This window comes from Nitrospira sp. KM1, assembly GCF_011405515.1.
Classification (GTDB): domain Bacteria; phylum Nitrospirota; class Nitrospiria; order Nitrospirales; family Nitrospiraceae; genus Nitrospira_C.
Genome location: NZ_AP022671.1, coordinates 2,493,433 through 2,516,473, shown reverse-complemented (window position 1 = coordinate 2,516,473; position 23,041 = coordinate 2,493,433). Strand labels below are relative to the sequence as shown.

Genomic DNA, 23,041 nt, shown 5'->3' with positions numbered 1-23,041 from the left:
TCACTCCTCTCTGCCGGATGAACCGGCACCGGCCTTGGCCTTGACAGCCTCAAACGCCGAGAGAAACCGCTCAACCGGTTGAGCCCCGGACAAACCATAGGCGTGATCGAGCACGAAGTACGGCACACCCCGAATACCCAGGCGATGACCTGCTGCTTCCTCGGCTCGAACTTCCGATAGACCTTCATCGGTGTCCAATACTCGTTGCACGCTCCCCGCGTCCATCTTGGCACGGTCGGCCAAACTCACGAGGACGGGCCGTGCACCGATATCACAACCCTCTTCGAAATATGCGCGAAAGAGCGTCTCGACCATGAGCTCTTGCTTCCGTTGTGTCCCGGCGTACCAGATCAACCGGTGCGCGAGAGCCGTATTGGGGGTCCGAGCAATCGAATCGAACCTGAAATCAATCTGCTCGGATCGCCCGGCTTCCACGACGTGTCCCTCCATTTGCTCGAACGCCTCCATGCTGCCGAATTTCGCCTCCAGGTACGCCCGCCGGTCGACGCCGCCTTCCGGCATCGTCGGGTTCAATTGAAACGGCCGCCAGGCGATCGTGGGCCGGAGGTCGCCCGCAGCCTGCTTCAACTTCAATGCCCTTTCCAGGCGGCGCTTTCCGACATAGCACCAGGGGCACACCACATCAGAATAAATATCGATATGGAATTCTGACGAGGCTGTTTTCACCGGTCCTCCTCGGCGTTCACGTCCAGGCCGTGAGACATGACCTCTATCCTGAAACGCACGACACGGCTCACGACAAGTGGCCCATTTTTCCCGATTGATAGTCCCGAGCCGCCTGTTGCAGTTCCGCTCTCGTGTTCATGACAAACGGTCCGTATCGAGCGATCGGCTCCTCGATCGGTTCACCAGCCATGATCAGCAATCGACTGTTCTCCTTTGCATGAATCGTCACCGCGGAACCGACCCGATCGAACACGATTAATTCAGCTTCGCCCGCTTCGTGCGACCGATTGGAGGTGACCCGTCCGCTCAGGACAAAAATCCCAGCCTGATGCCCCTCGGGCAGGGTCAGTGTCAGATCACGGCCGCTCCCGATCTCAAGGTCGAACAATTCCACCGGTGTCATGGTATGCGCAGGCCCCGTTCGTCCTTCGTACGCTCCGGCAATGATGCGCAACCGGCCGGCGCCGCCCCCCACATCCACCACAGGAATTTGAGCGTCCACAATGGTCTGATACGCCGGTGCAGACATCTTGAACCGCTGCGGCAAATTCACCCACAGTTGGATGGCATGGAGCGTTCCGCCTTTACGCGCAAACTCCTTTTCGTGAAATTCTTCATGTACGACACCGGATGCCGCGGTCATCCACTGGACGTCTCCCGGACCGATGGTCCCAGCATTACCAGCGGAGTCTCTGTGCGCAACGACTCCCTCGTAGACAATCGTGACGGTCTCAAAGCCTCTGTGGGGATGTTCCCCCACACCCCTCGGCTGATCGGTCGGAGAGAAATAGTGGGGACCCGCATAGTCCAACATCAAAAACGGGCTGAGCTGCCGATCGAGATCGTTGCTGGGAAACAGGTTTCTCACTGGAAAGCCGTCGCCCACCATATGGCTCGAGCCTGGTTGATACACGCCATGAACGGATTTTTCGGCTATCGTATGCGTCGTCATCTTGGATACCTCCTTGCAGTCATATTGGCGAGCGTATCTTTTCCCTGTCTTTTCCCTGTCTTTTCCCTGTCTTTTCCCTGTCTTTTCCCTGTTGCCGACCGTTATGCAGCTGGAGCTGCCCGCAGAATCCCCTCCGCTCATTTCAAACCCACCATAGCAGCCTGGAAACCTCTACGCACTAGGATGAGAGATGGCAACGTACCAGCTCACTGTCCGACCATCCGATTTCTTCATGAAAGCCCCGCCATCTTCCTCCGTTCAAGATAGTTCTAGTTAGAACCAGAGTCAAGGGGCCCGGTTGGGCGGCCTTTCATGGGCCGTGGGACAATTTTACAGGGTGAGCGGTGAAGGGGGAAAAGCCCTGCGCTATGGAAGAACCAGGCTGTGTCCCGGAAAAGTTATGCAGGGTGGGAATGCGACCGGCTATTTGCGGTCTTTGATCGCCCGTTCGACCTCTCGACCGGCCTCTCGGGCCTTGATCGACTCACGCCGGTCATAGAGCTTCTTGCCTTTTGCCAAGCCTAACTCCACCTTTGCGTGCCCGCGTTTCGAGAAGTAGATGCGAAGCGGGATCAGCGTCAGACCCTTCTGCTGAGTCTTCCCAAGGAGCTTGTTGATCTCCTTTTTATGGAGCAACAGTTTCCGCACGCGGATGGGATCGTGGTTCATGATGTTGCCGTGGCTGTAGGGGCTGATATGGCAGTGATGAAGAAATGCCTCTCCCTCACGAACCGAGGCGTAGCTGTCCTGAAGATTGACCCTGCCGTTGCGGAGAGATTTTACCTCCGTTCCTTGGAGGACAATGCCGGCTTCGAACTTTTCCTCGATGAAGTATTCGTGAAAGGCCTTCCGATTCGTCGCCACCGGTTTTCCAGCATCATCGTTCTTCATATGGATCTTGTCTTCGCGCTACTTGACCGGCGGGGAATCAGAGCCTAAGATCCGTCCATGCGCGCACAGGGAACTCTTGATCCGTTCGGCGCGATCCTCACGACACTTTCCAAGCGGCTCGGGCTCGATACCCACCTCTTCGAAATGCGCTTGCAACGTCGGTGGCGGGACATCGTCGGAGAGCCAATGGCTTTGCATACCTGGCCCCATCACCTTCGTTTCAAGAAATTGTCGGTTCTCGTAAGGAATTCCGTCTGGCTCCAACAATTGACGTTTCTAAAACCCGCTCTCTTGGCTAAGCTCAACGAGCAGACGGGGGCGCCCCTGATCACAGATATCACCTTCCGGGTCGGTGACATTCCACTGGGAATGTCTCACGACTCTTTAGTCGTTCACGGGATGGATCCAACCCTACCCAGTGAATCGATGGTCCTCGAAGCCTCGATGCACACGCAGACGGTGAACGACCCGGAGCTTCGCGACCATCTGACTCGCGTGATCGCAACGGCGCTATCCCGTCAGACCTCTTAGGGCAAGGGAGTCAGGCGATCCTTGAACAACTGTCGTGAATAGGCGGCGGTCGCCGCCGAATCGGGTCCGTCGACGAGAGGACCTATCCTGCCCTCCTCTTCTGTTTCCGTCAACCGGTACAAACCTCGCATTGCACGTCGGAACCCGTCTCGCACTTCACGATCCACGCCGACCACATATTGATGAAGAATGGAAGCTTCGGCCCAAGCTTCATGGGTAAAGATATAGATGGTCATGTTCCGGTACCGTCCCTTTGGATCATCGGGTGTCGTCGGTCTGATCTTCATCGGCCCAAAGTTTCTGGTCTCGTGACCGACCTTCCTGAAGCGTTCGATCAGTGTCTGAATTTCGGTGTCACTGGTCCAGGCAGGGACATGGATCGCAACGGCAGTGCCCTCCTGCGAACCGATACTATAAGGAGGGATCGACCGATCGGGCCGGCTGAGATACATGCCGCCCCAAATCAGGCCAAAGGACCCGAAGAAGACCATCAGGGCCAGTTTGACCACCGTGTCGAGCGGCTTCGTTTTGCCCGCAGCCGGAGCTGGGTTGTGTGGATCGCTCATGGAAAGAGGCGCTCATGGCAGGAAGGGCCGATTAGGATTCTGCCGGTTACACTCCCGTATCTTCCGGGGCCGCTTCATCGCGTTCAACCGTCTCTGCGAGCCTCGCGACGGCGACCACGCGGTCGTCCTCTCCTTCAAGATCCAGTATACGGACGCCCTGCGTATTGCGGCCGATTTCTCTGATGTCGTCGACCGTGCATCGAAGTACCTTGCCTTGGGCAGCCATGAGCATGATCTCGTCACCGTCTCGCACTTGCAGAAACGCAATCGCCAGCCCGTTCCGCTCCGTCGTCTTCACGCTGATGATGCCTTTGCCGCCCCGTCCCTGAACACGATACTCCGTGACGGGCGTCCGCTTTCCGTAGCCCCCCTCTGTCACAGTCAGAATGGCCGTGGTGGAATCCGGCCTGATGGTCTCCATCCCGATCACCTCGTTTCCCTCTTCGAGGGTGATGCCCTTGACGCCGTACGCCGTACGGCCCATCGGTCTGACTTCGTCTTCTTTAAAGCGGATCGTAATGCCCTGCTTGGTGCCCAAGAGTATTTCCCGCTGGCCGTCAGTCACATGGACGGCGATCAATTTGTCGCCTTCTTCCAGCCCCAGCGCGATAATCCCGCCCTGCCTGGGATTGCTGTAGGCCGACAGCTCCGTTTTCTTAATGATACCTCTCTTGGTCGCCATGATGACGTAGCGATCTTCACGATACTCTTTCACGGGAAGCGTCGCCGTCACCTTTTCCGTTCCCGATAGGGCAAGAAGATTGACCAGCGCCTTGCCCTTCGCAGCCCGACTGGCTTCCGGGATTTCGTGCACCTTCAACCAGAACACCTTCCCGGCATCGGTAAAGAAGAGAAGCGCGTCATGGGTCGAAGCCGTGAAGAGGGTTTCCACGAAGTCTTCGTCCTTGATGCCCATGCCGATTTTGCCCTTGCCGCCCCGGCGTTGGGCGCGGTAGAGCGAAGCCGCGTTCCGTTTAATATACCCGGCATGGGAAATCGTGACGGCGACTTCCTCCTCCGCGATGAGATCTTCGATATTGATCTCTCCTTCTTCTTTGACGATCTGGGTTCTACGATCATCACGGTATGTCTCAAGGAGTTCCGTCAGTTCGTCCTTGATGATCTTCCGGACGAGGGCCTCACTGCCCAGCACGGACTTTAGATATTCGATCTGCTTCAGCACTTCGGCATATTCCTCGACCAGTTTCGTGCGTTCCAACTGAGTGAGCCGCTGTAACCGCATGTCCAGAATCGCATTCGCCTGGATCTCGCTCAGCGCGAACTGTCTGATCAACCCGACCCTGGCTTCGTCAGGCGACTGCGCACGACGGATCAACGCGATGACCGCGTCCAGATTGTCGAGCGCGATCTTGAGTCCTTCGAGAATGTGGGCGCGTTCCTCCGCTTTGCGGAGCTCGAAGGCGGTCCGGCGCACGACCACCTCGCGGCGGTGCTCGAGAAAATAGTGGAGGATCTGCTTCAGGTTCAGGACCTCCGGCCGGTTGTTGACCAGCGCGAGCATGATGACACCGAAGGTCGTCTCAAGCTGAGTATGCTTGTACAGATTGTTCAACACGACGAGCGGAATTTCCCCTCGCTTCAGTTCGATCACGACTCGCACGCCTTCGCGGGCAGAGGACTCGTCGCGGAGGTCGGAGATGCCTTTGATCCGGTCCTCCTGGATGAGCTCCGCGATCTTCTCGATCAATCTCGCCTTGTTGACCTGGTAGGGGATCTCGGTAACGATGAGGCGTTCCCGATCCGTCCGTCCGTCCGATTCGATGACCACCTTCGCGCGGAGTTTCAGCAGTCCACGTCCGGTTTCATACGCCTCTTTGATCCCGCTGAGGCCGTAGATGAATCCGGCAGTCGGAAAATCAGGGCCAGGAATTTTCTCCATCAACTTCGCCACGGTAACGTCGGGATGTTCCAGTAACAGCAACAACCCCGCGACGACCTCGCCCAGGTTGTGGGTGGGAATGTTCGTCGCATAGCCCACTGCAATACCGCCGGCTCCGTTGATTAACAGGTTCGGTACTTTCGTCGGAAGGACCAACGGCTCCTGTCTCGATTCGTCGTAGTTCGGTCCGAAATCCACCGTCTCCTTGTCGATATCGGCGAGCAATTCTTCGGCAAGCTTCGTCATGCGCGCCTCGGTATAGCGCATGGCCGCCGGCGAATCGCCGTCCATGGACCCGTAGTTGCCCTGCCCGTCCACCAGGGGATACCGCATGTTGAAATCCTGAGCCATGCGGACCAACGTGTCGTAAATGGCCGAATCACCATGAGGATGGTAGTTGCCCATGATCTCGCCAACGATCTTGGCGGACTTTCGGTAGGTCCGGTTATGCACCAACCCCATTTCGTTCATGCCGAAGAGAATGCGCCGGTGGACCGGCTTGAGGCCGTCCCGCACGTCCGGGAGCGCCCGACCGACGATCACGCTCATCGCGTAATCAAGATAGGACGATCGCATTTCGTCTTCGATGGCAATCTGGCCTAGGCGTTCATCAGGGGGCATATCCTTCTCTTTTCTCCATTTCTCTCACAGGACTGCAGCGGGTGGCACACGCGTAGGAGACCCGCCCGCCCGCAGCGGGGTCCCTACACCGGGCGGGGTGCGAGGACGGACGGTCTCCTACGTGTGACGGGACCCGCTATACGTCCAAATTTCTCACCTCGAGGGCATGCGCTTGGATGAAGTTCCGTCGAGGTTCCACTTCGTCTCCCATCAGAATCGTAAAGATCTCGTCGACACCGGTCACATCTTCGAGCCGGACCTTCAAGAGGGTACGGACCTCCGGATTCATGGTCGTGTCCCAGAGCTGCTCCGGATTCATTTCGCCGAGACCTTTGTAGCGCTGGATGCTCAAGCCTTGTTTGCCGACATCCAGAATTGTCCGGACCACTTCAGCCGTAGAGTGCTGTTGAAGCTCCTGGCCCTTTGCCTTCAACCTGTAGGGGACCCGGCCTAATCCTATCGCTGAGGGAGCCAACTTCTGGAGCTCGCGGAAATCCGCCGAACCCACCACTTCGTGCGTAATGTCCAGAGTGTACAGGGCCCCGTTTGCCTGGAGCCGGCAGGTGACCTTGTTCGATTGATGTTCTTCGTCCGGGGAAATATCGATTGCCGCTTCCAGTTTGGGAAACACGAGCGCCAGCGTCCGCTTCACACTTGCCACCGTCGCCTCCAACGCCGCACGATCCTTGAGGAGATCACGGTCCAGTCCCGGTTCGTCGACAAAGGCGCGCAGCATCGCTGCCTCAGGCATCCGCTTATTCAACCGGGCCACCAGCGTCTCGAACGCGATCATTTTTTTCAGGACCGGCAGTACGCGGCGCCCTGTGACGAACTCCTGCGCCCCTTCGACATACAACTCCACTTCCTCGACGGCGAGGTCCGCCAGGTGTTCGTTTAATGCGCCTTCGTCCTTCAGATACCGCTCCGCCTTCCCCTTTTTCACCTTGAAGAGGGGAGGTTGAGCGATGTAGATATAACCGCGTTCCAGCAATTCGGGCATTTGGCGGAAGAAGAAGGTGAGCAGAAGGGTGCGGATATGACTCCCGTCCACATCCGCATCGGTCATGAGAATAATCTTGTGGTACCGCGCTTTCGCAATGTCGAAGGTGTCTTTATCCGCCTTGTCACCCTCCTCACGCTTGCGGCCGATGCCCGTTCCAAGCGCCATGATGAGCGTGCGGATTTCGTCGCTCGTCAGCATCTTATCGAATCGCGCCTTCTCGACATTGAGGATCTTCCCCTTAAGAGGCAGAATCGCCTGGAACCTCCGATCCCGTCCTTGTTTGGCTGACCCGCCGGCCGAATCTCCCTCGACAATATACAGTTCGCTGACCGCCGGATCTTTTTCCGAGCAGTCGGCAAGTTTTCCCGGGAGCGAACCTCCGTCGAGCGCGCTCTTGCGACGGATAAGGTCTTTGGCTTTCCGGGCAGCCTCGCGGGCCCTGGCGGCATCGATGGCTTTGCCGATGATCTTACGGGCGACCGGAGGGTTCTCTTCGAAATACGTCCCAAGCGCTTCATTCACCGCGGCCTCGACGACACCTTTGACCTCGCTGTTGCCGAGCTTTGCTTTCGTCTGACCTTCGAACTGCGGATTCCGCACTTTGACGCTGATGACCGCCGTCAATCCTTCTCGAACGTCGTCTCCGGTGAGTGATTCGGTATCTTTCTTCAGCAACTCATTGGCATTGGCGTAATTATTGATCGTTCTGGTCAGGGCCGCTTTAAATCCCACCAGATGCGTGCCGCCTTCTTTGGTATTGATGTTGTTGGCGAACGAAAAAAGGTTTTCCGCGTAGCTGTCGTTGTACTGGAGAGCGACTTCCATGATCATCTCGGATCGTTCAACCTTGGCATAAATCGGCTTGTGGAGCGGCGTCTTCGCTTCGTTCAGATGCTCGACGAACGAGACGATACCCCCCTTGTAGAGAAAGACCTGTTCCTTGGCCGGTTCTCGCCGTTCGTCCTTGAGGGTGATCGTCAGCCCTTTGTTCAGAAAGGCAAGTTCCCGAAGCCGTTGCGCGAGCACGTCAAAACTGAATTCCAGCGTTTCAAAAACCTGCCCGTCTGGCTTGAAGCGGACTTGGGTTCCTCGACGTTTCGTTTTTCCCGTGTTGTTCAAGGGCGCCCCGGGCTTGCCCCGTTCGTAGTGCTGTTCAAATACCAGTCCGTCCTGCCAGATTTCCAATTCCAACCATTCGGACAGCGCGTTGACGACGGAGATCCCGACACCGTGGAGACCGCCGGAGACAGTATAGGCCCCCTGTTCGAATTTTCCTCCCGCATGCAAGACGGTGAGCGCGACTTCTGCGGCGGATTTTTTTTGAGTCGGGTGCATTCCGGTAGGAATGCCCCGGCCGTTGTCGATGACGGTGACGCTGCCGTCGATGTGGATCATCACCTCGATCGATTCGCCGAATCCGGCCATGTGCTCATCGACACTGTTATCGACGACCTCGTACACGAGGTGGTGCAAGCCATCCACACCCGTGCTGCCAATGTACATCGCCGGCCGCTTGCGAACGGCTTCGAGCCCCTCCAAGACTTTGATCTGGTCGGCACTATAGCTATCGGATTTGACGTCGCGAGGGTGTTGAGAGGTGTCGTCGGATTCTTTCGTCGCCATTCGTCTCCTACGTGATAGGGACAGACCTTCGGACAAGCTGCCGCGGTACGTCAGATCTTGATCGGCATGACCACGCACCGAAACCCTGGCGTCTCCGATTCCTGGATCAGACATGGACTCAGCGGATTATCCATCTGCAGCGAAACTTTTTCGCCATCCATGACACTCAGGACATCCAGCAAATACCGGGCATTGAATCCCGTGTTCAGCGCCTCGCCGTCATATTGCGCGGGCAAATCTTCGGTGGCTTCACCATAATCCGGATTGCTGGAGAAGAGGCTCATGCGCCCCGCCGTGAAGGACAATTTTACGGCGTTAGCCTTGTCCTTGGACAGCACCGAGACCCTGCGGAGTGCACTCTCAAGCTCCAACCGGTTGACCATGATCTTCCGGTTACTCTCTTTGGGGATGACCTGCTGATAGTTGGGATAATTCCCTTCCATCAATCGAGACGTCAGGAGCAATCCGCTCTTGCGGAAGATCATCAGATTTTTCGTAAACCCGATCAAGGGTTCGCTGTCTCCGCCTTCTTCGAGGAGACGCCGCATTTCATGGGCCGCCTTCTTCGGAATAATCGCCTTGATCTCTTGAGGCGCCCCCTTGACTCCAGACTTGCCAAGGTCTTGTTCCGCCACGGCCAACCGATGCCCATCGGTGCCCACGAGCCGCAAGGTCGTTTTCTTTTCCGATGTGATCAGCGTGACGAGCAGACCGTTCAAAATATACCGGGCGTCATTGTCTCCGGCCGCGAACAACGTCTTGCGGATCAATTCCAACAATCCGGCGCCGGCCAAGGGGGTCAACCCCTCGCGCTCAATGGTCGGCAGAGCCGGGTAATCGGAACTCGGAAGGCCCACGATCTTGAATTGGCTCTTTCCGGCTTGGATCGTCGTCCAGTGATTGTCTCCTGACGTCAACTCGATATCTCCGGTCGGCACTTCTTTCACGATCTCATACAGCTTGCGCGCAGAGACGGTGATCCCTCCGGCCTGCTGAACCGACGCTTTGTACAGACCCCTCATACCGATCTCAAGGTCGGTGGCGACGATTTCGGCTCCCTCCTGTTTGGCTTCGATCAGAATGTTCGAGAGGATCGGCATCGTGTTCCGCTTCTCAACAACGCCCTGTACCCGTTGGAGCCCGGTCAGGAGCTCATCGCGACCCATTTTCACTTTCATAATCCCCAGTCTCCCCTCCACCCGCTCAATTGCGAAGGATCTTTTCCTTCAAGCCGTCCAGTGTTGCCTGCAACGCGTTGTCCTGCTCCCTGGCCTTGGTGATCTGGCGGCAGGCATGGATGATTGTTGTGTGGTCTTTGCCTCCGAACAGACGGCCGATTTCCGGATACGACGCATCCGTCAATTCCCGACACAGATACATGGCAATCTGACGCGGGTGAACGAGCGTTTTGCTCCGCCGCCGTGATTTCAGATCTGCAACTTTCACGTGAAACCACGAGCTGACCGTTTCCTGTATATCTTCCATCGCCACGATTTTTTTCTTGTCGCCAATGAGATCACGCAGCACATTTTTCGCCATCTCCAGCGTGATGGTTTGCCCCGTCAGGGACGCATACGCCCCCAGCCGAACGAGCGACCCTTCCAACTCACGGATGTTGCTTTTCATCGTCGTGGACAGAAATTGTATGACATCCTCCGGCAACGTCACGCCTTCGTCTTCCGATTTCTTCCGGAGGATGGCGATGCGCGTTTCGACATCTGGAGGCTGAAGGTCGGCAATTAACCCCCATTCGAAACGGGACCGCAACCGTTCTTCGATGTCCGGCATCTCCTTTGGAAATCGGTCGCTGGAGAGGACGATTTGCTTATGGGCCTCATACAGGGCATTGAAGGTATGGAAAAACTCTTCTTGTGTCCTCTCTTTCCCAGCTAAAAACTGAATGTCATCGATCATGAGCATATCGATGTGACGGTACCGTTTCCTGAGATCCATCATCTTGTCGTAGCGTATTGAATTGATGACCTCATTGGTAAATTGCTCGGTCGTCAAATATGCGATCCTGAGATCAGTTCTTTCAGCGACATGGTTCGCAATCGCATTCAGCAAATGCGTCTTCCCAAGTCCGACCCCCCCATAAATGAACAACGGGTTATACGCTTTGGCCGGTTGTTCGGCCACAGCCATACATGCAGCATGAGCAAATTGATTCCCAGCCCCGACAACGAAATTCTTGAACGTATATTTCGGATTCAGTTGAATCCCGCGCCGCGGTTTCACCTGAGCGGCTTGTTTCACTACGTGATAGGGGGCGGCCTGATCCTCGTTCTTTGCCGAGAGCCGGCTGAACACGACAAACGCCACAGAAGTTTCACCACCGCCCCGAGCAGTAGAGACCGCCTCTTTCAGGAGAGGACCATAATGTTGACTAAGCCAGTCGCCAAAGAACTTATTAGGGACCGCGATGTGCGCCGTCATGTCCTCAATCCGCTCGAGGTGAACCGGCGTAAACCACGTATCATAAACCTGTTTTGGAACCTTACCCTGAATGTATGCCAGAGCTTCCTGCCATACCGTCGATGCTGTCATGGTTCTTGTGTCCATTCCCATACACAGACTTATTCACAACTGTGGATAACTTGTATCCAATCTCCTGCAATCTTTCCCTAAGACCATAACTCTTGCCAATACAAAGAATGGCCGTTCCCATGTCATTGTCTGGACAGCACAGGGTTATGAACGGGCTGCCCAATGGCCGTCCATAACTTTTCCCCTTCATTGTCCACACGACACACTAAAAAATATTTCCTCATCTTCAATGGCTTGTAGAGCATCCTCAGAATTCACAGCTCTTACTCTTACTCCGTTCACTACGACTCTTCTCTTCTTCTAGACATATCTTCGGAGAAGAAGGACAGTTCACACCACGATAGTCCTATCGTTTTCGTAAATTTTTCTCACGAGATCATCATACGATATTGAAGATTCCGCTCCTGAAATGTCCGTAACCAGCAATGACGGGGAAATACCACCGCTGTCACGTAAGAAAACCATCTCGCCAACAGCATCAGAAAAGTCGAATAGCGACTTGTCGATAGATTCCCGGCGACGTCTCAAAAGGTAAAGAATCTTGTTCATGAAAAAATGATTGCCTGGTCAACAGATGCGAGAAACGTACGTATTTCTAAAGGATCTTTGCCTGTCACGAGGAACCTATTTTGCAATCGTAATGTTTCGGAACCAGATTCTACGAAAAACGGAACGCCAAGTCGCGCCAGGGAGGGACGGCATTTTTCAAGAATATCGACGTCCACCACATCGTCGATGTCTTCCCCGACGAGAACAGAGGACTTGCCGAGTAGGACCACGCTGGTGTCATGGTCTCCCGCACACAGCCCAAGAGCGATCCGCAATGCTTCCACGGGTCGATGTGACTTCGTGGGATCTTCGGTTATGACAACGGCAATTTTTTTCGACACAAGGAAGTCTGTCTCTATGTAAATGCCAGAAAGCGATCACACCCGTCGATGATGCCGGAAAGCACGACAAGTCCGGACAAAGAAATGCGCGAATCCAGGTCCCCAGTCGATACCCCATGCTGATGGCAGCCGTATGCGCACACCGACATCTTCAGTCCATTATCGATGAGGCTCGTAAATCTCACATCCGGCAGGCTTTTCACGCCTTCATCGATGAGATAGAGATACACATCAATTCCCTGTCGGAGAGCGGCCTCACAGACACGGACCACCGCATTCACATTAGGCTGAGAAGGGCCTGTGGATAACAAGAGTCCAAGTTTACGTGATGCCATCTTTCAAAAGAAGAACACAAAGAAAGTTCTTATTAATAATCAAATGGTTACATTAACATTTGAGCGCGAGCGTACGAGTTTTACGGAAGGAAGTCAACACGAAAAAACTGCAGTTTATGATGGGGCTTGAAGTTGGTGAAAATAGTGTGGAAGGTCTGGAAGAGCGATGTCTTGTTGTTCCTTGGTCAGCATATTGCGAACAGGGGCTGAACCTCGCTGAATTTCATCGTCGCCAAGAAGGATGGCATAGAGACAGTGACTGCGATCGGCTTGGCGGAGGTGCGCCTTCAAGGTCGTAGAGCGATAGTCGGATTGCGCCGGTACTCCGGCCCGGCGCAGTTCGTCGAGAAGTATCACTCCCGCTCGTGAACCTTCTGCTCCGAACGCTGCCACATAGACAGAAGGACCTGCATCAGGAAGACGCTGGTCCGGCAACATGAGAGAAATGCGTTCCAAACCAGTTGCAAAGCCGATGGCTGGAGTCGGGGAACCTCCCAAGACCTCGACCAATCCGTCGTAGCGTCCACCTGCACCAACAGCGTTCTGCGCGCCAAGGTGCGATGACGTGATTTCGAACGCGGTAAAACAATAGTAGTCCAGCCCCCGAACGAGTCTGGGATTCAGATGGTGGGGAATACCCAGGGCTGTGAGGCCTGTCAGAACTCGATCAAAATGATCCTTGGCCTCCGGCGACAAATGTGCCACCAGCTGAGGAGCATCCTCGGTTGCCATGCGGCATTCAGGCACTTTGCAGTCCAGGACACGTAGCGGGTTCGTGTCGATGCGTCGCCGACAATTTTCGCAGAGCTGTCCGGCCTTCTTCTTGAGAAAGGCCACTAGCACCGGCAAATAGGCTGCGCGATCCGAACTGCTCCCCAGGCTGTTGATCTCCAGGGTGAGCGCCGGCAGCGCCAGGTCGGATAGAAACCGCCACAGCAATGAAATGACCTCGACATCGGCCCGGGGGTCCTGCGTGCCGAAATATTCCACACCGAACTGATGGAATTGCCGTAGACGTCCGGCCTGGGGGCGTTCGTGCCTGAACATCGGACCAAGATAAAAATACTTCTGCGGGATAGGATCTGCGCCACGATTGTGTTCGATGAACGCCCGCACAGTCCCGGCCGTCCCCTCAGGGCGAAGCGTCAAAGACGTGCCGTCACGATCGGGAAAGGTGTACATCTCCTTTTCGACAATGTCGGTGGTCGCGCCGATGCTGCGAGCGAACAGCGTGGTGAGTTCGAAGATTGGAATGCGTATCTCTCGGAAACCATAGCAATCGCCCCATCGCCTCGCGGCGTTTTCGATGAACCTCCAGCGAGCGGAGTCTTCGGGAAGGATATCTTTGACGCCTTTGATGCCCTTGATCATTGAGGAGTGCCGTTTCGTTGAGCCAAATCTCGATGCGAGCGGACTATAACGGCGGCTTTGCTGGCAAGTCAACGCGATGCGCTTGCACGGACATGAACGGAGGGCTATAGTGCCGTTCTTTCTTTGGCGGAGTCCAAATGAGCGCCGACCGTCCAGCCCGTCGTGTCATTGCCGTGGCGCCGATGCCTCCGGAGAAATCCGCCTATGCGCTGGCGCGCTACAGCCGGTCTCCCGATTCGATCGAAAACAGTATCAAGTGGGTCCATGGACATTCGTCGGAGAAATTCTGGGAGCAGTTTTACTTCGATTACGGCCATGCCTCCATTGCCGATCTTGGCCACGTGATCGTGTGTTTTGAAGATATTACCGAACTGGCCGCTGTCAGGCTCGAAGACGAACCGGTATGGGACGGGCAGGCCAAGTCCAGCCGGTACCAGAACTTCGCGTCCAGCGGCTGGTATGTGCCGGATGCGATTCATGGAAGTGAAACAGAAGGTACCTACCTGGGTGTGCTTCGAAGCCTTGGAGAAATCTATCGGCAGTTGCATGAGCCCCTCGTGACCTTTCTGTCCAATCGAGAACCCTGTCCACAGGACATGAAAGCAGCGGAATATCAGCGGACGATCGCCGCTCGAGCCTTCGATGCGACGCGATACCTTCTCCCCTTGGCATCCCGCACCAACGTAGGGCAAGTCGTCAGCATCAGGACCCTGGAGAAGCAAATTACACGTCTGCTCTCCTCGCAGTTGCCTGAACTGCGGATGATCGGAGAAGAGTTGAAGGATGCCTGCCTGCGACCTCCGATGAACGTGTGGGGGGAACTCTCCGGACAGTCCGCGGGGTTGAACGAGCCCATGGCTCCAACCCTGGCGCGTCATGCGAAGGCCAACGAATATCAGGCCGGCGTCTACAGCGACCTTTCCCGTTATGCCAAAGAGGCGCTCAAAGGGACCGATCTCGATCAACCAGCCTCATGGGGAAAACAGGAGTCGGTCGATCTCATTGATCTACACGATCCTGTTGACGAAACCATTGCCACGCTCCTGTATCGGGTGTCTCAAGCGCCGTATCGAAAAATTCTGGCCGAAGTGCGGAACTGGTCAGAGAAGAAAAAGCAGGACACGATGGCGGTGGCGCTGGGCAGTCGCGGCCCATATGATGAGTTAATAAAAGAATTCCGGAGCGGCTACGCGTTCATCTTCGACGTGTTGATGGATATCGGAGGATGGCGAGACATGCACCGGCATCGCCGGTGCCAGCAGATTCAGCAGAACTTCACGACCGTGCACGGCTATGACGTCCCACCGCCGCTCGTGCAAGCCGGACTTGCAGATGAATATCGGCAAGCGATGGACGTGGTGTTGTCCGACATCGAACGGCTGAAGAAAGTCAGTGCGGAGGCGGCTCTTTATGCGATTCCGTTTGGATGCAAAGTCCGCTGTCTGTTCAAAATGGATTTTGCCGAGGCCGAGTATATCGCCAAACTACGATCCGGGGTGAAGGGGCACTGGTCCTATCGGGCCATCGCATGGCACATGAAGCAAAAACTCACTGAGCGGTATCCGTCGCTGGGCCACCATATGCAGGCGACCTCCCCGGATATTGAAGATACATTGACCCGATAGCCGGGACCGATATCCATGAGCGAGCATCAGGCACGGTGCGAGGCTGCGCTGCTTCGCGGAGATTGGGACGAAGCCTCTCGGGAGGCGAAAGCATGGATAAGCCTGACTCCATCAGGCACGCCGGACCCTCGTCCGAACTTTGCGCTCAACGTCGTCCATTTGGTCAAGGGGCAGTTCGCCGAGGCGTGGTCGATCCATGCGAAGTCACTACAGGAACCGCATGATATCGCCTCCGTCAAAGAATGGATCGAAGATATTGCGGCGACGCACCCCGACGAATCCTCCGCACATCTGCTGGCGGGCCTGTTCCTCGCTCAGTCAGGTCAGTCCGAACAGTCGATCCACGCCTACAAGCAAGCCGCTCAACTGAATTCTGCGTCGGTCTATCCCCATTACTTCCTGGCGCAGATCCATGAACGTGCCGGGCATCCGGAGATGGCGATCAAGGAATATCGTGAGGCAGTACGGCTTGATCCCGCTTTTGCCCCGGCCCGGTCCAATCTTGGCGTGGCCTATCAGGAACAGGGCCGCCTGGAAATGGCGATTCCGCAATATCGCGAGGTCATCAAACTCAACCCGCTGGACAGCCTGGCGCATGCCAATCTGGCTTGCGCGCTTGCCGAACAGGGAAAATTGGAGCCGGCGGTGCAAGCGTACAAAGAAGCCTTGCGCCTGAATCCCAATGATGCGGAAGTGCACTTCGCACTCGGCAGCCTCTACGAAACCCGCAGCCGCATGGATCTGGCGCAGAAGGAGTTCGGAGATGCGTTACAAGCCGATCCCGACTTCGGCCCCGCACACACGGCGCTAGGCTGGATCTCGCTACGGAAAGGTCACTTACAAGATGCGTTCGAGGCGTTCAACCGAGGACTGAAGGCGAACGAACAGGATGCGAGAGCGTACCACGGTATTGCCGAATACTATGCACAACGGCGAAAGCCGGAAAGCGCGATGGACAACTATGCCAAGGCGCTCAAGTACTACCAGGATCCCGATAAGAAAAACGCCATCATGAATCAACTGTTTCAGGAAGGGCGGGTCGGGGATTAGCAGGCTGTCGAAATAACAGCATCCGGTTTAGCATCCTTGGAAACGAAGCCATGGTCAATTTGGTTATTAAGAACGTTCCGGAGCCGTTGCTGAAACGCCTGAGACAACAGCAGATACCCATAGATGGAATCTGAACTTTCAGGTTCTCTCCTATCTCCAACAAGCGGCGTACAGCATGCCTATAGATACCGACTCATTGTTGGCGAGGATGCGGGCCGTTGGGAGAAGCCCAAAAGGGATCAAGCTGACGGATCGCATTCTCAACAAGCTTACGGTGGCCGGTCGGTTATAGCATGCCTTACCATGGTGAATGGTTCCTAAGGTCTTAAAAGAAACTAACTGACCTGACTACCGTTGTCGCTTAGCATCATTCGATAAGAAGAGATGACTCAGTAACAAGATGAACATGTTGTTAGCCTTTGGAGTTCATGTCGGTGACATGGCCTCGACAGTTGAACGATCAGTTTGCAGCAATGGGACTTCAAGCCAGAGTCCTATGCTGGTATCGGCAGACTGGGAATTTCGGGATAGATGCCGGAGTCGAACTGCCTGTCGAGATTCAGAAACAAATGGGTTCTGGTACAGGTACATCTTGGTTGATGCTTGATCTAGATCAGCTCGAAAGACAGTTTAATGATGCACTATCTGACTCCCTCCCCCCGACCGAGCCTGGAATTCGTTGGACCCGCGGCATTGCCCTCCGAGTAGATACTATTAGGCTGCCGCGCTCAGTAAACGAACAGTGGACCACGAATCACGGAGTCTTCGAGCCAGTGAATGATCGACTAGTTCGAGTATGGAAACGAGATCCTCTGACAGAGCTCAATATACTTGAGCGCACGAAGCGACCGCCATGGGGAACCATCAGTCGGGATTGCTCAAAACGCTTCGGTGGTGTATGGACGGCCCGCAGCCTGTCCACTCTAAAGGGATTGATCAGTCGTGTTCGTGAATGCCTCAATGCCTAAGGCAGAGCAATTCTGAAGACGTACCCCTTTTGGTTGGGTCTGCAGGCGCTCAAAAGCGTCGCCAGCGAGGCCGCAGCGAGCGGGAAGGCGAGGCGTATGTTTGCTGATACGTTGAGCCCTTGAGTAAAGCGAGAACGAAGCAGGCGGCGTTTTTCAACGCCTGATTACAGTTCGCGGATGGCGCCCTGGAGCACCGTAATCTGCGTCACAGGATCGCCGGAGCCTTTTAATTCTGTGCGGATCTGATCCTTGAGGTATGATGAATAGCCCACGCGATCGATGAGAAGATCGAGAAAACGTTCGGCGGGGAGTAGGCTTTGCGCCTTGAGTTCCTCAATCGTTTCATCGCTTACAGGCACGTAGGTGCTCCCAAGATGAAACACGACATTATAGTAGCGACCCTGGCCGATCCTTTCGAACCGCAAACCCTTCACTCTCGCCTCCATGCCACGCACATCTTCTGCCGAGTCGCAGGATCGGCATTGTAGACGTGTTCAGGGCTCGAAGACAAGGGCGCTCTTGGAGATGTCTCCGCGACACTCCCTCAGCTCGACGGCTTTTTCTTCCCAAAATACTCCTGCCGGCTCACGGACACGTCGGCGACGAACATGACGCCGGAATGGCGCTCAAAAAGCGGCCTGAGACCGGCGAGAATAGGTTCGACCTTCTCTTCCGGAACCACCGTCATGATCATCTCCAAGCTTTCTTGTTCGCTGAACATGAAATGGGCTTCCCGCACGCCATGGTGGCCCTTTCCCGACACGTTGCCGATGATCGTATAGCCCGTCGCATTGACGCGGTCGAGCAATTCCGTCACGAAGGCCCGGTGCTCACCGGCCACGATCACGCGGATCTCTTTCATCGAATGTAACGTCAACCCACCCATGGACTCAATCTCCTTTCGAAGTCAGTATGAGGAATCTGTGTATCAGCCCCGCCGGCCGCATGCGGAAGTCCCTCCGGTCCGGACGTGACTGCTCCGTCGGCATCATCGATGCTCAATCAATCGCAACCCATGCCTTTGTGGGGCGATATCGATACCATACCGTATCCATGGGATCGAGCGCGACGAGATGGACCCATTCATTGTGATAGAAGTGCTGCAGCACTTCGTGTCGTCCGATCAATTTGTCGATGCGCTCCCGCGGCGCCTCGATGATCGTGAGCAGCCGCATCGGCTCATGATAGGGAAGCTCGCCATTCATGACGGTCTGCCGCGCGAGCCCCAGGCGAAGATCGCTCCAGGGCCCCGACATGATCCCCAGTCTTCCGACGACGTTGTGGTAGATCTTGCTTCCGCTTCCGTAGACCTCGTTGTCGGTGATGGAAAAATAGTGTTCCATGTTGATCCACTGCGCCACGACTTGTGGTGCGGTCAGCAGCACCTCCAGCAGGCGATTGGACGGATCTTCCCGGTAGTCGTACGAATGCAGGAAGACTCGGCCCTCTAAATCGAGACCCTTGGTCAGTTCCCGGCGGCCGAAGATGATGGCGGTGTTGCCCGAGAGTCCCCATTCCGGTCGGACCTGGCTCCAGTCCGCGCTGCGTTTTCGCACGTGAGCCGCCGCCCGTTTTCCGACCGGCGCCGGCTCGAGGTCGGGAAAGCGCGCGCAGCGTTCTTGACTGGTCAGCTCGGCCGCCTCCTGCAGATCTTCCTGCAACCGGGCCAGATCAGCGCGGTGGGTCGGCGGCACATCTTCCAGGTCGAACAACGTCACCTGGTCGGTCGTGGTATCCATCTGGCCGGCCAGGAAATGGGTGTCGGCCGGGATGTCGAGGCCATTTTTGGCCAGGCGTTCCCGTACTGTCCGATTGTTCGCCATCATGGCCAGAACCCGAGCATTGGGCTTGCCCTCGTTGCCGCCGCAGGCGCCGCAATCGAGCGCAGACTCATAGGGATTGTTTTCGGAGGTGCTCCCGTGCGCGCAGAAGAAGACCAACCGCGCGAAATTCCGTGTCAGGCCCATCATCCTCAACGCCGTGTCCACCGTCAGCACCTGCTCTTCTGTGGTGAATCCGGTGCGCGTGATCCGTTCCCGCTGATGGGACGCGGAGCGTGCGCTGATGTCGTATTGCCGTTGCAGGACGCCCACGAGCCGTTCGAGCGATTCCGGTGAGAGCCCGGCCTGCGTAGCGGCATCCAGGAACACCTGATCGACTTCCCCCGTGCCGCCCAGGGCTCGTTGCCGGAGAGCCTCGACGAGCAGAGGGGTGATCCGAGACTTTCGCAGCCCCGTGTGTTCTTCAAGTGCTGTCCGGATCCTGGCCTGCTGCTGGGCCACCAGCATCTCGGCGGTTTCATCCGGGGCCAGCTTGCCGACGGTCAACGTCGTCGCGATGGGTGGGACGAACAGGCGCCGCAACCAGGCCGTCCATCGCCGGTAAAGTGACGGCCACAAGGTCTTGCCGAAAATGGGAATGGCGTACACCCATCCTAACGATTCCACCATGACATAGGGCGTGACCACGTTCTCCTTGAGATCGTGAAGGAGCGTGTGGCCGGCATGGACCCACTTCGTGCGGGCTTCATGGGTGGATACCTTGTGATCGAGATAACTGCGTGGAATCTCCCGGACCTCGTTCTTGGCGCGCATGATGACGGGAAACTGTTCCGTCTCGTGCTCCTTTCCCCAGGCACGGAACCGGATAAACGCGGCGAAGAACCCGGCGAAGCCATAAGTGTCGTGCGCGCCGGTCGATTCCAGGTGCCGACGGAACGGTTCTGATCGCACATCAATGCAGTAGACCGACTGCGAGTATGGCCGGAGTGCCGGTGCTTCGGCACCCGATGTCCGGGATCGGAGCCGTCCCAATAAAGACTTCTGATAGCTGGATTCGAGGGCCTTGAGCCAGACCGGACCATGAGTGGACTCCGGAAATGACTCAATCCATTCGACCAATTGTTTCAGCGTTTCGGGAGGGGTCGTCACGAGCTGCTCCCGATCGAGGTCCAGTGATTGCGCCAGCGCCAGCAGGATTCTGGCCGCTGCCCGACGGGCTGCCGTTGCCTGCCGGGGAACCACCTCGATTCGGTAGCGATCAAGCACCGCCTTCCACCCGTTGCCTCCCTGGTGGGCGAGTCGATCGACCTCTTCCGCGTACAACGCCGGCAATCGCCCCGCAACCCGCTGTCGCCGCAAGTAATACTCTTCTGGCCGGCTGCGCATGTATGCGGTCACGGCCTCGTAGCGACCGTCGATTCCGAGTTCGTCTCGGCAAGCTTTCTGAACGAGCTCGCGCGCGTACCAGAGGCGGATGGCCAGGAACTTGACGAGCCCCGCCGGATATGCCTGTTGCCAGGGATAGTCCCGTTCTTCGCCGCGCCATTTGATGAAACCGGCCCAGCCCGGGAGAGCGGTCAATTGCAGCGAGAGATAATCCTGGCGAAGATCGAGCGGGATGCCCAGTGCATCAAGGCTCTCCAGAAGGGCATCCTCGGGATAATCGGGGAGGGCCGCAATTTTTCGGCCGCTATCGGCAATTCCGCAGGGTGACCATTCATGAGCGGCGATCGCTTTCCAGGCTTGGTACAGGCCCTTTTCGCGTTCAGGCATGGCCCAGGTCGCGTGCCCTTCGTCAAGGAAGGCCTCACACCATTTGATGAGCTGATCATTGATCTGGCGGACGATCTGCGTCCCCAGCGTATCGTCGCACCAGTGCGACAGCGTGAGCCATCGTCCCAAGGCGGCTTCGTCGGCATCCACGATGGCGCGTAGGCGTGTCTGGAGGTCCGGATAGGTGAGCACGGAGTCAAGCCGGGCTGCGAGTCGTTCGATCAGCGCGTGCGAGGGATCGGGCAACTGACTGTCGAGCGGTTCGACGGCAGGCGATCCCAGTCCCTCGGTCAGGCAGGCGCGCAGCACCCCGCCGTGCGTAATGATGCGGGCACCGATCGCGACGTGAGTGTCCTGCACCAGCGGGGTCAAGACCTCGTCCAGGTGTTCGGAGCGGATCCGCCCCGACCGGAAATACTGACGATACACCTCGCCGGGAAGATAACCGCTCCCGCCCATGAATTGCTTGCCGCGGCGGACCGTTTCCTCGAAGGGAAGATACTCGAGGCTGTGGAGCGGGTTGTGATGCACGAACGTCCGCATCGGCCAGTACTGCGCGACGACTTCGCCGGCGAGGCGAACGACCCCCCGTAACTCCATCCGTTTCGATTCGATGTCGGTCGCGCGATCTAGGGAATCCACGTGGGCGAGTCTCCGGCAGTGACGGTTCCGAGCAAGGCCCGTTCGGAGGCGAAGAGGGTCGTGGGCGCCAGCCCCAAAGCGAGAAGGACCAGCACGACGATCAATAACGAAGCGAACTCGGCTTGGAGCAGATCGGTGTATCGCAATTCGGGCCGCCGGACGCCGAAGAGCAGCCGTTGCACCATCTGCATGATGTACCAGGAGGCGGCAAGCCACGCCAGGAGCGTGAAGAACAGGCCAGCCAATGAAGGAAACGGTGGGCTCAACAGCAGACCCATAAATCCGGCGAAGACACCAAAGGGCGGCAGACCCATCGCCGCCAGCGCGAGCAGCGATAGTAAGACCGCATACTTCGGCATGCCGGTCGCGAGGCCGCTGATGGCTTGCGGGTCCACGTCATCGCCGTATCTGGTACGGATGACCTGCCAGGCGATCATGAGCCCGCTTGTAGCCAGGCCCACTGTCCCTACCAGGAGAGCGGACCGGGGCGTCGCCGTGCGCGAGGCGGCGGCGAACCACCAGAGAATGGAAAAGAACGAGAGACTTCCGTAGGCCAGCAGGAGACGGACACGGGATTGTGCCAGCGCCTTGAGCGCGCCGTAGGAAGCTCCCGCCAGGGCGAAAAGGCTCACGGTCCAAGCCACGATGTCCGGGATCGTCGGCATGGCAGCCGCAAGGTGGTGGAGACCGGCGAGTGGAAGGAGCACGACGATGAATGAGGGCAGACTGCCTGGCAGCCGCGTCAGCGCTGTCAGGTGACCATCGTGAAAGGGCACGAGGGGGAGCAAGACCGCGCAGGTCAACAGAGAAGCCACCGATGACAGCGGAGCATCGGCGGCGGCTGACGCGACGGCACACAAAGCACCGAAACCGTAGGCGCCGATGCCCCACGAGGATCTGGGCCAGAGTTCGCTGTGGTGCCGGTAGAGCAGTCCTGCTATCAGAGCCAGGAGCAGTGTCAAGCTCAAGAAGCCGATCGGCGGGGGAATGCTTATGGCGGATAAGCCCAATCCAAGAAACAACAACGTCAACATCCACGAAAGCCGGTGATGTTCGTGAACCGGTTGCCCCAGAATCGAGATTGTGGCGGCCAACGGCAGGAGGAAGAGCGGCAGAAGTCCTTCAGGTGGCACGTCGATTCGGTTGGCACATCCCGCAACCGAGACGAGGCTGAACATGGCCCAGGCGACAGAGGACTGTTTTAGCCGTCCGGGATCCGAGCGAAAGGGCAGGCAGGCGAGCATCCCCACCAACGGGATACCGGCCAGCAGCCAAGGAATCATCG

Annotated in this window: 18 protein-coding genes; 3 read left to right on the top strand and 15 right to left on the bottom strand. The window is 56.9% G+C overall.

Translation table 11 applies throughout. The features are described from left to right. The 3 genes from W02_RS11630 to smpB all read right to left on the bottom strand — a co-directional run bounded on the left by W02_RS11630 (nt 1) and on the right by smpB (nt 2,530). The gene (locus tag W02_RS11630; protein ID WP_197742000.1) at nt 1-687 is read right to left on the bottom strand and encodes a DsbA family oxidoreductase; all 687 of its coding nucleotides are present in this window, start codon (nt 685-687) and stop codon (nt 1-3) included. 67 nt (nt 688-754) lie between these two features. Continuing rightward, the gene (locus W02_RS11625; protein WP_173047864.1) at nt 755-1,639 is read right to left on the bottom strand and encodes a pirin family protein; all 885 of its coding nucleotides are present in this window, start codon (nt 1,637-1,639) and stop codon (nt 755-757) included. Nucleotides 1,640-2,062: 423 nt separating this feature from the next. Next, on the bottom strand, nt 2,063-2,530 hold the full coding sequence (gene smpB / locus W02_RS11620; RefSeq protein WP_173047862.1) for an SsrA-binding protein SmpB: 468 nt from the start codon (nt 2,528-2,530) through the stop codon (nt 2,063-2,065). Between the two features lie 57 nt (nt 2,531-2,587). Between smpB and W02_RS11615 the strand changes: the two genes are divergently transcribed. Continuing rightward, a complete protein-coding gene (locus tag W02_RS11615) occupies nt 2,588-3,061 on the top strand; it encodes a DciA family protein (RefSeq protein WP_173047852.1) in 474 nt (157 codons plus the stop codon). Here the strand turns inward: W02_RS11615 and W02_RS11610 are convergent. The 8 genes from W02_RS11610 to hisS all read right to left on the bottom strand — a co-directional run bounded on the left by W02_RS11610 (nt 3,058) and on the right by hisS (nt 13,917). Next, nucleotides 3,058-3,627: a hypothetical protein gene (locus W02_RS11610; protein WP_173047850.1), complete on the bottom strand. Its 570-nt coding sequence runs from the start codon at nt 3,625-3,627 to the stop codon at nt 3,058-3,060. The two genes, W02_RS11615 and W02_RS11610, sit on opposite strands and share 4 nt — an antisense overlap. Before the next feature lie 46 nt (nt 3,628-3,673). Then, nucleotides 3,674-6,148 (bottom strand): DNA gyrase subunit A, encoded by a 2,475-nt coding sequence (gene gyrA / locus W02_RS11605; protein ID WP_173047848.1) that lies wholly within the window; start codon nt 6,146-6,148, stop codon nt 3,674-3,676. 136 nt (nt 6,149-6,284) lie between these two features. Continuing rightward, nucleotides 6,285-8,774, bottom strand: a complete 2,490-nt coding sequence (gene gyrB, locus W02_RS11600; RefSeq protein WP_173047846.1) for a DNA topoisomerase (ATP-hydrolyzing) subunit B — start codon at nt 8,772-8,774, stop codon at nt 6,285-6,287. Nucleotides 8,775-8,824: 50 nt separating this feature from the next. Next, complete coding sequence (dnaN, locus tag W02_RS11595) at nt 8,825-9,952, bottom strand: DNA polymerase III subunit beta (protein ID WP_173047844.1); 1,128 nt, start codon at nt 9,950-9,952, stop codon at nt 8,825-8,827. A 25-nt stretch (nt 9,953-9,977) separates the two neighbouring features. Further along, complete coding sequence (dnaA, locus tag W02_RS11590) at nt 9,978-11,321, bottom strand: chromosomal replication initiator protein DnaA (protein WP_173047842.1); 1,344 nt, start codon at nt 11,319-11,321, stop codon at nt 9,978-9,980. A gap of 545 nt (nt 11,322-11,866) precedes the next feature. Next, a complete protein-coding gene (locus tag W02_RS11585) occupies nt 11,867-12,154 on the bottom strand; it encodes a hypothetical protein (protein ID WP_173047840.1) in 288 nt (95 codons plus the stop codon). A 71-nt stretch (nt 12,155-12,225) separates the two neighbouring features. Continuing rightward, a complete protein-coding gene (locus W02_RS11580; RefSeq protein WP_173047838.1) occupies nt 12,226-12,546 on the bottom strand; it encodes a DsrE family protein in 321 nt (106 codons plus the stop codon). Nucleotides 12,547-12,660: 114 nt separating this feature from the next. After that, the gene (gene hisS, locus W02_RS11575; RefSeq protein WP_173047836.1) at nt 12,661-13,917 is read right to left on the bottom strand and encodes a histidine--tRNA ligase; all 1,257 of its coding nucleotides are present in this window, start codon (nt 13,915-13,917) and stop codon (nt 12,661-12,663) included. Nucleotides 13,918-14,054: 137 nt separating this feature from the next. Here hisS and W02_RS11570 point away from each other — a divergent pair, with 137 nt between their 5' ends. Together W02_RS11570 and W02_RS11565 are read left to right on the top strand one after the other, a co-directional pair. After that, a complete protein-coding gene (locus W02_RS11570; RefSeq protein ID WP_197741999.1) occupies nt 14,055-15,542 on the top strand; it encodes an FAD-dependent thymidylate synthase in 1,488 nt (495 codons plus the stop codon). A gap of 15 nt (nt 15,543-15,557) precedes the next feature. Then, nucleotides 15,558-16,592 (top strand): tetratricopeptide repeat protein, encoded by a 1,035-nt coding sequence (locus W02_RS11565; RefSeq protein WP_173047834.1) that lies wholly within the window; start codon nt 15,558-15,560, stop codon nt 16,590-16,592. 1,132 nt (nt 16,593-17,724) lie between these two features. On the opposite strand, the gene W02_RS11560 is transcribed toward W02_RS11565, so the two are convergent. The 4 genes from W02_RS11560 to W02_RS11545 form a co-directional block, all read right to left on the bottom strand. Then, complete coding sequence (locus W02_RS11560) at nt 17,725-17,994, bottom strand: hypothetical protein (RefSeq protein WP_173047832.1); 270 nt, start codon at nt 17,992-17,994, stop codon at nt 17,725-17,727. 110 nt (nt 17,995-18,104) lie between these two features. Next, entirely contained in the window at nt 18,105-18,446 is a 342-nt protein-coding gene (locus W02_RS11555; RefSeq protein WP_173047830.1) for a P-II family nitrogen regulator, read from the bottom strand. Between the two features lie 112 nt (nt 18,447-18,558). Then, a complete protein-coding gene (locus W02_RS11550; RefSeq protein WP_173047828.1) occupies nt 18,559-21,756 on the bottom strand; it encodes a DUF2309 domain-containing protein in 3,198 nt (1,065 codons plus the stop codon). Further along, complete coding sequence (locus W02_RS11545) at nt 21,744-23,039, bottom strand: proton-conducting transporter membrane subunit (RefSeq protein ID WP_173047826.1); 1,296 nt, start codon at nt 23,037-23,039, stop codon at nt 21,744-21,746. Before W02_RS11545 ends, W02_RS11550 begins: the two co-directional genes overlap by 13 nt. Nucleotides 23,040-23,041: the final 2 nt, after the last annotated feature.

What these genes read in the sequence shown, in the direction of transcription:
- W02_RS11625 (WP_173047864.1), bottom strand. Translation starts at nt 1,639, where the DNA reads ATGACGACGCATACGATAGCCGAAAAATCCGTTCATGGCGTGTATCAA.
- smpB (WP_173047862.1), bottom strand. Translation starts at nt 2,530, where the DNA reads ATGAAGAACGATGATGCTGGAAAACCGGTGGCGACGAATCGGAAGGCC.
- W02_RS11615 (WP_173047852.1), top strand. Translation starts at nt 2,588, where the DNA reads ATGCGCGCACAGGGAACTCTTGATCCGTTCGGCGCGATCCTCACGACA.
- W02_RS11610 (WP_173047850.1), bottom strand. Translation starts at nt 3,627, where the DNA reads ATGAGCGATCCACACAACCCAGCTCCGGCTGCGGGCAAAACGAAGCCG.
- gyrA (WP_173047848.1), bottom strand. Translation starts at nt 6,148, where the DNA reads ATGCCCCCTGATGAACGCCTAGGCCAGATTGCCATCGAAGACGAAATG.
- gyrB (WP_173047846.1), bottom strand. Translation starts at nt 8,774, where the DNA reads ATGGCGACGAAAGAATCCGACGACACCTCTCAACACCCTCGCGACGTC.
- dnaN (WP_173047844.1), bottom strand. Translation starts at nt 9,952, where the DNA reads ATGAAAGTGAAAATGGGTCGCGATGAGCTCCTGACCGGGCTCCAACGG.
- dnaA (WP_173047842.1), bottom strand. Translation starts at nt 11,321, where the DNA reads ATGACAGCATCGACGGTATGGCAGGAAGCTCTGGCATACATTCAGGGT.
- W02_RS11580 (WP_173047838.1), bottom strand. Translation starts at nt 12,546, where the DNA reads ATGGCATCACGTAAACTTGGACTCTTGTTATCCACAGGCCCTTCTCAG.
- hisS (WP_173047836.1), bottom strand. Translation starts at nt 13,917, where the DNA reads ATGATCAAGGGCATCAAAGGCGTCAAAGATATCCTTCCCGAAGACTCC.
- W02_RS11570 (WP_197741999.1), top strand. Translation starts at nt 14,055, where the DNA reads ATGAGCGCCGACCGTCCAGCCCGTCGTGTCATTGCCGTGGCGCCGATG.
- W02_RS11565 (WP_173047834.1), top strand. Translation starts at nt 15,558, where the DNA reads ATGAGCGAGCATCAGGCACGGTGCGAGGCTGCGCTGCTTCGCGGAGAT.
- W02_RS11555 (WP_173047830.1), bottom strand. Translation starts at nt 18,446, where the DNA reads ATGGGTGGGTTGACGTTACATTCGATGAAAGAGATCCGCGTGATCGTG.
- W02_RS11545 (WP_173047826.1), bottom strand. Translation starts at nt 23,039, where the DNA reads ATGATTCCTTGGCTGCTGGCCGGTATCCCGTTGGTGGGGATGCTCGCC.